The organism is Pollutimonas bauzanensis (assembly GCF_040393045.1).
Taxonomy (GTDB): Bacteria; Pseudomonadota; Gammaproteobacteria; order Burkholderiales; family Burkholderiaceae_B; genus Pollutimonas; species Pollutimonas bauzanensis_A.
In genome coordinates this window covers 23,331-33,680 of sequence record NZ_JBEBUX010000033.1, presented here as the reverse complement: position 1 = coordinate 33,680, position 10,350 = coordinate 23,331, and the positions used below count along the sequence as shown (strand labels likewise).

At 55.4% G+C, this 10,350-nt stretch carries 6 protein-coding genes and 1 pseudogene; 4 read left to right on the top strand and 3 right to left on the bottom strand.

The features are described from left to right. A pseudogene (locus ABWO67_RS07365) lies at positions 1-216 on the top strand (hypothetical protein); the annotation flags it as partial. A 2-nt stretch (positions 217-218) separates the two neighbouring features. Here ABWO67_RS07365 and ABWO67_RS07360 read toward each other — a convergent pair. Beyond that, a complete protein-coding gene (locus ABWO67_RS07360) occupies positions 219-2,615 on the bottom strand; it encodes a catalase (RefSeq protein ID WP_353149686.1) in 2,397 nt (798 codons plus the stop codon). A gap of 160 nt (positions 2,616-2,775) precedes the next feature. Beyond that, the gene (locus ABWO67_RS07355) at positions 2,776-5,592 is read right to left on the bottom strand and encodes an autotransporter family protein (RefSeq protein ID WP_353149683.1); all 2,817 of its coding nucleotides are present in this window, start codon (positions 5,590-5,592) and stop codon (positions 2,776-2,778) included. A 282-nt stretch (positions 5,593-5,874) separates the two neighbouring features. Between ABWO67_RS07355 and ABWO67_RS07350 the strand changes: the two genes are divergently transcribed. Together ABWO67_RS07350 and ABWO67_RS07345 are read left to right on the top strand one after the other, a co-directional pair. Beyond that, positions 5,875-6,474, top strand: a complete 600-nt coding sequence (locus tag ABWO67_RS07350) for a PadR family transcriptional regulator (protein ID WP_353149680.1) — start codon at positions 5,875-5,877, stop codon at positions 6,472-6,474. After that, the gene (locus tag ABWO67_RS07345; RefSeq protein ID WP_353149677.1) at positions 6,455-7,267 is read left to right on the top strand and encodes a siderophore-interacting protein; all 813 of its coding nucleotides are present in this window, start codon (positions 6,455-6,457) and stop codon (positions 7,265-7,267) included. The genes ABWO67_RS07350 and ABWO67_RS07345 overlap by 20 nt, the downstream gene beginning before the upstream one ends. Positions 7,268-7,283: 16 nt before the next feature. Here ABWO67_RS07345 and ABWO67_RS07340 read toward each other — a convergent pair whose 3' ends face one another. Continuing rightward, positions 7,284-8,237, bottom strand: a complete 954-nt coding sequence (locus ABWO67_RS07340; RefSeq protein ID WP_353149675.1) for a metal ABC transporter substrate-binding protein — start codon at positions 8,235-8,237, stop codon at positions 7,284-7,286. 127 nt (positions 8,238-8,364) lie between these two features. On the opposite strand from ABWO67_RS07340, the gene ABWO67_RS07335 reads away from it, so the two are divergent. After that, entirely contained in the window at positions 8,365-10,344 is a 1,980-nt protein-coding gene (locus ABWO67_RS07335; protein ID WP_353149672.1) for a TonB-dependent receptor domain-containing protein, read from the top strand. The last annotated feature ends 6 nt before the right edge of the window (positions 10,345-10,350 follow it).

The window sequence follows — 10,350 nt, the reverse complement described above, 5'->3', positions numbered from 1 at the left end:
CTCAAATCGGGTAAGGGGTTTGGTAGCCGTGAATGCTACATCCATCCCGCCCTGATGGAAGCCTACCTTGACAGTAAACTGCCGCAGCACAACGCCATACGGGTTCCCTCAAGATTAAACGCCGATGAACGTCGGCTTCTTGCCTTCCTGGAGAACATAGACGCCCCCGCTCTGGGAAAAGAGGGGGCGTCCAAACGGAGAGCGCCTACTCGATAGCGTCAAACGACAGGCGGGTCGGACTCCCGTGCGAAGTGACGATGCTGCCCCAGAGCATGAATGAACTTGTCAGTGGCTTTCTTATCGCTGGTCGCGGACTGTATCAATCCATCAGTATCGCGAGCTTTATTTGGAACACCGGCGGCGTCTAATAAGAGCGCTCCATTTCCGACAGCAAGTATCGCCTTGCAATGCCGAAACTGTTCCCGCACGAACTCCGTAGCCCGGCCATCCGCCGCCAGGGTTTGTATGCCTTTCTTCCCGTCCGGAATGACCACACCGTCAAATAGCGGAGCCGGATTGTTTTCCAGAGACGCGTCGGCATCCAGCACTTGGCCGTCTGTGGTGGCAAACGAACCGACCCGTCCACCGACCATCCGCACCACGGCGCCCGCCGCTATAAGTGCATTGGCGATGGCCATAACGCTCGCTCCATCGACGTTATCTGTTACCAGGATCGCGATCTTGCGAGTGCGGACGCCACCGTTTCCTGGCCGCGCCGTTAGCGATAATGCAGGGGAAACATCAACCTCGGGCGTCGGCGTCTGCTCGATTGCTTTGGGCATGGGATCTGGCAATTCCATGCCCAACCCAGACGCCACACCAGATGCCAACTCATCAGACACATTACGCAACATGGACACAGTACGTTCTCGAATTCCAGGAACGGTAACCTTGCTTAATTCAAACCTGAATGCCGCAATGATATGGTTTTTTTCCGGAGCAGTCTGGCTTTCAAAAAACAAGGTGGCCTGATTGTAATGCTCGGCAAATTTCTCGGGTTTGCCACGCAGTTCGTCTTCCTGCGTGGGCTCGGGAAATGAAACGAAACCGCTCGCGCCAGCCTGGAAAGGACAGCCGCCCGCCAGGGAGTTGGGCTCGTAAGACACGCCCCCTCTATGAATTGCCTGACGATGCATACCGTCGCGTTGGTTATTGTGCACGGGGGCCAGTGGGGCATTAATCGGTAGCTCATGAAAATTTGGCCCGCCCAATCGCGAGATTTGGGTGTCGACATACGAATGGATACGTCCGGCCAATAAGGGGTCATTCGTGAAGTCAATACCCGGCACGACATGCGCGCTACAGAATGCCACCTGCTCAGTCTCGGCAAAGAAATTGTCGGGATTACGATTCAGTACCATTCGGCCAATAGGGGTAACCGGAACCAGTTCCTCAGGTATCAACTTTGTAGAATCAAGCACATCGAAACTGAACTGATTTGCTTGCTCTTCAGTAAATATCTGGACGCCCAGTTCCCATTCAGGAAAGTTGCCCGAATTAATGGCTTCCCACAGGTCTCGACGGTTGAAATCAGGATCCGCGCCAGAGATTTTTACGGCTTCGTCCCACACCAGGGAATGCGTACCCAGGACGGGGTTCCAGTGAAACTTGACCAACACCGATACGCCGGCATCGTTTACGAAGCGAAAAGTATGGACCCCGAAACCCTGCATCATGCGAAAGCTTCGCGGGATGGCGCGGTCCGACATGAGCCACATCAACATATGAGTCGATTCAGGCATCAGTGAAACAAAATCCCAAAAGGTGTCATGGGCCGACGCTGCCTGAGGCATTCCGTGGTGAGGTTCGGGCTTTACCGCATGAACAAGGTCGGGAAACTTCATTGCATCCTGAATGAAGAAAACCGGCATATTATTGCCAACTAGGTCCCAGTTACCTTCGTCCGTATAAAGCTTGACCGCAAATCCACGAACATCGCGCGCAGTGTCCTTGGACCCACGTTCACCCGCGACGGTCGAGAAACGGACGAATACCGGCGTAATTTTTCCCGCCTCGCTAAACAGGGACGCTGCGGTGATATCGCTTAAGGACTTGTAGCACTCAAAATAACCATGTGCCGCGGAGCCACGCGCATGAACCACACGCTCGGGAATACGCTCGTGATCGAAATGCGTGATCTTTTCACGCAGAATGAAGTCCTTTAACAAGGCAGGCCCGCGAATTCCAGCCTTCAAGGAATTCTGATTATCCGAGACTTTGACCCCTTGATTTGTCGTTAATGCTTGACCGCTGCTGTCAGCGCGAACGCGGGCCAGCTCACCGCCAGCGGCGTTTATCCCGGCTGCCGCTTTTCCGCCGACCTTTTCCGTTTCGTTGACTTCCGATAAGGTGCTGGCCGTCACCATGGGAGAAGGGGGCTCGACATGGTTACCGGTAGGGGGCTTATGCGCGTTGTCAACGCCATACTCCATGGGTTTATCGCGGTTGAATGGCAACGCGTCCACCGTTGCACCCTTGGCGAGGGCTTGCTTCAAGGCGGCTTGCGTGGCGTTCTTAGGGGGCGGGGAAGCCGGCCCGCTGTCAGTGTTCACAAAAGCGGTGTCCAGCGATTTAGGCTCGGCGGTAGGTTTTGTAGGGGGGTTACGGGATGCCATCTTGAGCTCCAAAAATTTTAGTCGGATATATGCCTTCTAGCGAATCAACAGGCACAACAGCAATTCACGTGCCTGCCAGCGATTAGCAGTGGAGTATCCGGACTGCGCGCCATGCAAAATGACGCCAAATGGAGATGAAAGGTGAAGGAGGGCGGAGCGGTTACCAGGTGTATTTCACACCGACTCTGCCACCGTACTGATGGTAGCCCTGGGCACCCCACGAGCCTGCGAGGCTTGCCCAGCCGGTCCAGCCCTTGGCCAAATCGGCATTCACGCCCACTTTGAGTTCGGCCCGGTTTTTGGGATACAGCTGTCCCATTTGCAGTGCGTCAAAGGAAACAGTGCTGTCGGCGCGGGTATGCCACCAGTTCACGGTGGCAAACGGCTGCACCCGGCGCCCATGGTTCAGCTCGATATTGCGATAGGTGCGCACGCCCAGGCGGCTTATTACACTATGGGAATTGGCCTGATCGACCTGCGTGCCATTGTCCTCGGTGACGCTGTCCGTTTTCACACGAACATAAGTCAGCTGCGCTTGGGGTTCGATCATCCAGTCGCCAGATGCTTTGAACGCGTAGCCCGCTTCGCCGGATACCGACCAGGCGCGCGAATCGTAGCGGACTGCAGGCAGCCCCTCGCCCTCGACACGGTTGTTAAACCAGCCGTACTGGGTCCAAAGGTCGACATAGGCGCCTAGCTGCGTGTCGGCATTCTGGAACCACGTGGCATACACCCCGCCGTTGTAACCTTCGACCTTGCCGCGGGCCTGGGCGGTGTTGCCGTCGGCGCGTACCTTGCTGTCGGCAACACCGTAACCGAACATGGTTCCTACGTGGATGCGGCCTGCCTGCGAACCTACACCCCATTTCGCGACATCGCCGCCGCCTTGCAGCAAAAGCAAGTCTGTGTCGACGTGGAAGTTCGCATCCTGACTGTTGCTGGCCCCCCACGTCCGTGTGCTGCGCAGCCAGGCTGAACCGTGCTTGTCGGAGGATGTGGTGTCCTGGCCGTTCCCGGTGAGTTGCAGGCTGCCTTGGCGGTCATGCAGGGACTGCACGAACATCTGACCGACCAGACGTTGGTTGGCCAGATAGGCAGCGACTTCCGGCCGGTACAAGGGTGCCGGAGTGGCGCCAAATAAGGGCGGCGCTATTGGTGGGTCGGATTCAGGTAACACTGGGGCAGACGGATCCGGATCAGGCAATATTGGTACGGATGGCTCGGGATCCGGCGACACAGGCGGGTCTGGTTTTGGCAGCACCGGTGCATCGGGATCTCGTTGTGAACGCAAATACCAATTGTCAGCCTCGGCCAGCTGACTACCGCTGCGATACAACTGATATTCGTAGGCGCCGGCTACGACGCGGCCATCCAGCACAAAGCTGCGTTCGTTTGTCTGGCCATCATTGATCGTCTTGACGATCTGAATACCGCTTTCTGTGGTCAGGGCGCCGGCCCCGCCGGTATTCTGGATACGCAAGCGCGTTTGCCCGGTGGCCCGCCCTGAATCAATGACCACCTGATCAGAAGGTGAGCCATCGCCCGCCAAATAGGCATTCAAGCCGATCACCCCGTCGGCTGAGTCCAGATTATTAATCGTCAGTGTCTTGTAGACATTTTCCGTAAATGGCGTGCTAAACACTGCGCCAGAGTCCAGCGTTAAGTCAGTAAGCACCGAGTCTCCGGTCATGTTCCACACAGAGCCACTCGCCAGGGAAAGGGCCGAGCGGCTGCCCGCTTCGGTATAGGCGGCGCCCTTTAGCGCGGAATTGCTTGCGGCGACGTTGAGCGTGGCGGGAGCCCCTGCGTTGCCAGCAGCCGATAACACGGCGCTGCCACCGACCACAGTGGAACTGTCCATTGACACATTAAGCACCGTGCCATGCGCATGGATGGCCGCGCCTTGATCTGCGCTCAGGGAACTACCCGTCAAGGTGAAAGTGCTCGCATCCGTGTCGTAGGCCGAAGCATATAAGCCGTGGCTATCTCGCCCCAATGTCTGCAGAGTACTGTTGTTCAATGAGATGGCGCTTCCGCCTCTGACTACCGCAGCATGGGAGCTGACGCCACTTGTACTGACCAAGAGATCATTAGCGTCGATCCGTGCGCCGGAGAGGGTGGTTGCACCGGACTTTCCTACCGCGAACAGACCGGCGGAGCCCTGTCCTGTCGTTGATACTGACCCACCCGTCAACCTTACATCCGATCCAAATTGCGCAGCCAGGCCAAAAGCAGATTCTCCTTGTGTGGCAATCGTCACGTTTTCCAATGTGCTTGTACTGGAGGCGATGGCGAGTGCACCAAACGCCGATGCGCCGTACGTGGTGATCCTTCCACCAGTTATCGATAAAACGCTTCCGTTATCGGCCCGGGCTCCGCCCGCGCCTTGTCCTGTTGTTGTAATCCCGACGTTATTCAATGTTATGGTGCCCAGCAGCGCATGCGCACCGTGTGAATTCGCTCCGCTCGTGAGTACCGTGGTATCGGTAGCGCCAAGCGTCGCATTCCTGTCGATGGTATACAAGCCTTCGGCTGATTTCCCTAATGTGGTCACCGACCCGCCGTTCAGCACAATGTGGCCTGATATATTGGCTTCCGCGCCCCTCGCGAAATCTTGCTGTGTCAATATCATCGAATTTGTTGCCGTAATGCGTGCATCTCCGAGAAAGGCGAACAGCCCTTTGGCTTGAACTCCTCTGGTGATGATCGAGCCGCCATCAATCATAATAAGACCTCCGGAGTTAGCAAACGCCCCGTTGGCGTCTCGTCCGCCTGTTGTGATGAATACGGGACCAACCGTGTTGATGACACCGTTGTTATAGGCGCTTAAGCCATGCCACCCGGTCATCTCCGTATTGATAATGCCGCTTGCAGGCAGGGTAATACCGTCAGCGACGACTTGCTGCGCCTGCACATCCTGACTAGGCAATATCCATAAACCACCGGAAACAAAATAGGCTCCAATAGCTAAACGCATTGATCGTGCGGAATGCAGATATGACATTTTTATGATCTCGTTAAATCACCTTTTAATAAGTTGGCGAGTGTAGCCATCACGTTCGTGATTGTTAATACCCAGAGTTGATAAATATCAATTAACCGGGGAACCTTGTGGACGGTCACCAAAGTGGCGCCACTTTGGCGACATGAGCAACACCTAGCGATTGACAAAATCATCGGATAAATATATCGTACGACATATCTTAAGATAGTTTATTACGTTATCTAAAAACGCTTTGGTTCTAATTCGGGGTTTATTTTGAAGCATGAAGGGGCGGATATCATAGGTCGGCGCGGCAGCCACTTAACAAGTGGCCGTAAATTCAATGCCGACGAATTGCAGCTAATGCTGCTTTGGTTTCTGCGCGATGCGCCGGCCCACGGCTATGAACTTATCGGTCGCTTCAGGGATTTGTCGCATGGCTATTACAGCCCCAGCCCCGGCGTGTTGTATCCCGCGCTGGGTCAATTACAGGCTACTGGTTTTGGGCAAGTTGAACTGAATGGAAAGCGAAAAATCTACCAGATCACACCTGCGGGGCACGAGCATCTGCTGCGACATACGGAGCATGTGCAACAGCTTCTGGCCATACTGAAACATGCTGCGAAAAGAATGCTTTGGGTCAACGAGGCCAACCAGGACGAGGCAGCCGCCGCTACGGGCTGGTTGCCCGAATTTGTCCAGGCGCGCAAGGCACTCAAAGCCGCCTTGCTGACACAAACCGATGCCGACCATGCCGACCAGCGCCGAATAATCGCCATATTGCAGCGCGCAGCTCACGACATCCTGCAAGGGCCAAGTAGTCAACAACATCACTCAGAAACTTGCGAGGACAGCAATGACAACCGATTTTCTTAAAGTAGAAAAAGTACAACATCCCATCAAAACACGGTTATTGGAAGTAAAACGCGTTATTGAATTAAGCCCATCCATGCGGCGCATCACCTTTACGGGTGATGATTTGGCTGGATTCCTGTCGGCCTCGTTTGACGACCACTTGAAGTTTATGGTGCCGGATGAATTCGGCGGGAAGCCCAATATCCCTATGGTGGGGCCTAAAGGCTTGATCTTCGAAGAGGGTAGACCCAAGCCTGCTATGCGCGACTACACGCCGCGGCGGTATGACTCGGCCACCAACGAACTGGATATCGATTTCGTACTGCACCACGAAGGGCCCGCAACTGACTGGGCAAGCCAGGCAGAAGCAGGGCAATTTGTAGGTATTGCCGGTCCGCGAGGTTCGTTCCTTATTCCGACCGCCTTCGATTGGCACTTGTTGATAGGCGACGAGACAGCCATACCGGCCATTAGCCGCCGCTTGGAAGAGCTACCCAAGGCGGCCAAAGCCATCGTGGTTATCAAAACCGCAACAACAGACGCCAAGATGGAATTGGCTAGCCGATGCGTGCTTGATGTTAAGTGGATTACCGAAGCAGGCCATGCCAGCGCTGGCATGGGCGCACTTGAAACTACTGTTCGCAACATAAGCTTGCCGCAAGGCGAGGGCTACGTTTGGGCTGCGGGCGAATATAACGATATCAAAGCGGTGCGTCTGTATCTGACCGCTGAACTAGGTATTGATAAAAGCCGTATCCGCGCCGCGAGCTATTGGCGTAAATCTGCGCCGGCCACGCACGAGCATTTCGAGTAACGATTGAACCCGTGAATTATGGTGCACGCACAGCGTCAAGAATCGTTCCGATATTGTGGCGCATCATGTCAACATACGTTGAAGCAGGGCCGCCTTCGCTCGAGAGGGCGTCGGAATAAAGTTTGCCGCCAACCTTCATGCCTGTTTCACGTGCTATTTGCTGGATCAACCGCGGATTGCTGACGTTTTCCAAAAAGATAGCGGACGCTTTTTGTTGCTTGATCTGCCTTATTAGCGCGGCGATATCGGCCGCCGAGGCTTCCGAGTCGGTACTGGCGCCCTGTGGGGCAAGTAATTGAAATCCGTACTCGTGTCCCAGATAAGCGAAGGCATCATGGGAAGTGATAAGCGTACGTCTGTCAGATGGAACCTGCTGTACCGCGGTCTTCAGATCATGATCCAGCGCTTTGAGCTTGTCGCCATACGATTTGGCATTGACGCGATAACTGGCGCAGCCCGACTTATCGGCGGCGCAAAATGCCTCTGCAATGTTATTCACGTAAATCTGAGCGTTTTGAACTGATTGCCACGCATGGGGATCAAAGTCGCCGTGATGATCGTTTTTATGACCATGGTCGTCATGACCGGGACCTTCGTGGCTGTTGTGTTCCTCTTCGGCATTGCGCAGCAACCTGGCGCCCTTGGTCAACTCTACAACCGATGTAGTGCCGCCGCTTGCCTTGACGAGGCGCTCAAGAAAACCTTCAAAATGCGCACCATTGGCCAGAACCACGTCGGCATTCCTGATCGCTGCCGCATCGGAAGGCCGGGGTTCATAAGCATGGGCATCGCCGTCGGGGCCGACCAATGTGGTCAGCGCAATACGTTCGCCGCCGACGTTCTTCGCGAAGTCACTGATGATAGAAAACGTTGAAACGACCTTAAGGCCGTCGGCGTTTGCCTGAGGCAATGTCAGGAACGCAAATGTAGCAAAGCCTGCTGTCGAGGCGAGCCTCTTAAATCTGAACATAACTATTCTCCTTTGATGATTCTGCCATAATCGATATGTTATATCATAACAAATGTTATGTTATAACGTTACTTTTTTAGCAGCGACGTCCAGGTAGAGCAATGAGATGTCGACATAGAGAGTCAGCATGAAGAACCGTAATATCGCCAAGGTTTCCTTGGTCACATTAATGACCATGGGCGGAGGCCTTCACGCGCAGGAACTTGATGCGGACGGCAAGCACAAATCTCATCCCCAGGCACGTGATGCCACAACACTGTCACCCGTCGTCGTAACCGCAACAGCTTCAGAACGTGACCAGGCCGATGCGCCGGCCAGCGTAACGGTAATCAACGGCGAGACCTTGCGCAGGCAGCCGATGCTCGATGTGGCCGACGCAGTGCGAAGTTCTGTCGGCGTGGGGCTTGAAAGCACAGGCCTTGGGCGGCGGGGCATCTCGATCCGCGGCATGAGTTCTGAACATACGCTGATGCTGATCGACGGCCAGCGCATCAGTGCATCTACCTCCGCAATTGCCCATTCGGACTATGAACTGGGATGGGTACCTGCCGCCGCAATCGAACGGGTAGAAGTGGTGCGCGGTCCCATGTCCTCGCTATACGGTTCGGACGCGCTGGGTGGCGTGGTCAACACCGTTACGCGCGCCGCAACAGACTCCTGGGAAGGCTCTCTAAGCAGCTATACATTAATAAACGCCCACGACCTTGGCGGCAATCAACTGAAGAATGGCTTTTACCTGGGCGGCCCGTTGGTACCCGGAAAACTGGGCTTGAACGCATGGGGCGAACTGGCTCGCCGTCATGCGTTGCGAGATGCCGGAAATACGGCATTGACCGCGCAGGACGAACGGCGTGGAGCAACGGGGCATCTGGGGTTGACATGGACGCCAGATACGCGTCAGCGCATTGATATGTCCGTGGATGCCGGATATGAAACCCGTGAAGGGATACGTGGCGGTACAAGCGGAGCGGTCTACAGCAGCGAAGACGATGTTCAGCGCCGGCGCTATGCCTTGTCGCATACCGGAAGCTGGGATTGGGGCGATAGCCAGATTCGCTTGTATCGCTCGACGCTAGATCGCGAAAACCTGCGCAGTGACGGCGACACGCAAAGCGGGCCCAACCGTTTTACCGATACGGTGCTCGATGGGCGAGCGACCTTTGCCGTGAGCTCTGCCCACACACTTACCTTGGGTGGAGAAACCCGGCGTGAGAGCCTGGAAGATCCATCCGTCAACCGCAAAGGCAAAGCAGGCCAGAGCCACTACGCACTCTTCGCGCAAGATGAAATCCGCCTGAGTGAGCAATGGGAAATGGTGCTGGGCGGCCGTTTCGACCAGCATGAAGACTTCGGCTCGCAGTTCAGCCCAAGGGCATATCTGCTGTTTCATCCCAGTCAGGCGCTCACGTTCAAGGCAGGCGTAGGCCGGGGGTTCAAAGCGCCGACCCTCAAGCAGCTCTCGCCCGAGTATGAGTCCCGGGCGGCGATGGGAGGACGCGGAATTATTCGCGGCAATCCCGATTTGCAGCCCGAAACCAATCAATCATTTGAACTAGGAGTGGAGTTCAACCAACGGCCTTGGTCCGCCAGCGCAACGCTGTTTCATAATGATGTGAAAAACTTGATCGATACCGTACGGCAACCAGCGTGCTTCGAACGGGGTAAGGTTTGTCTGGACTACGAGAACGTCGCGAAGGTGCGTATGCAAGGTCTTGAGCTGGTTGCCGGCCTGGATTTGTCCTCGCGATGGCGCTTGAATGCCAATTACACCTACCTGGATGCGCATGATAGATCCAGCGGCGAACGACTTGCTGAACGATCCCGACATAGGGCGAATGCCACGATTGAGTGGGACGCAACGGAACAGCTGACGACACGCTTGCGCGCTGAATATACAGGCGCGCAATACCGCTCGGCCACCGAACCGGACCGGCCCGGCTACGCCTTACTGCATTGGTATGTGGACTACGACCTGGATAAAACGGTCAGTGTGCATGCCGGTATTGAAAACCTGACTGACAAGCGCCTTGCCAATGACGATGCCAGCATTTACAGCGATGCCGATGAGGGCCGACGATATTTTGTTGGTCTGACGGCGAGGTTTTAATAATGG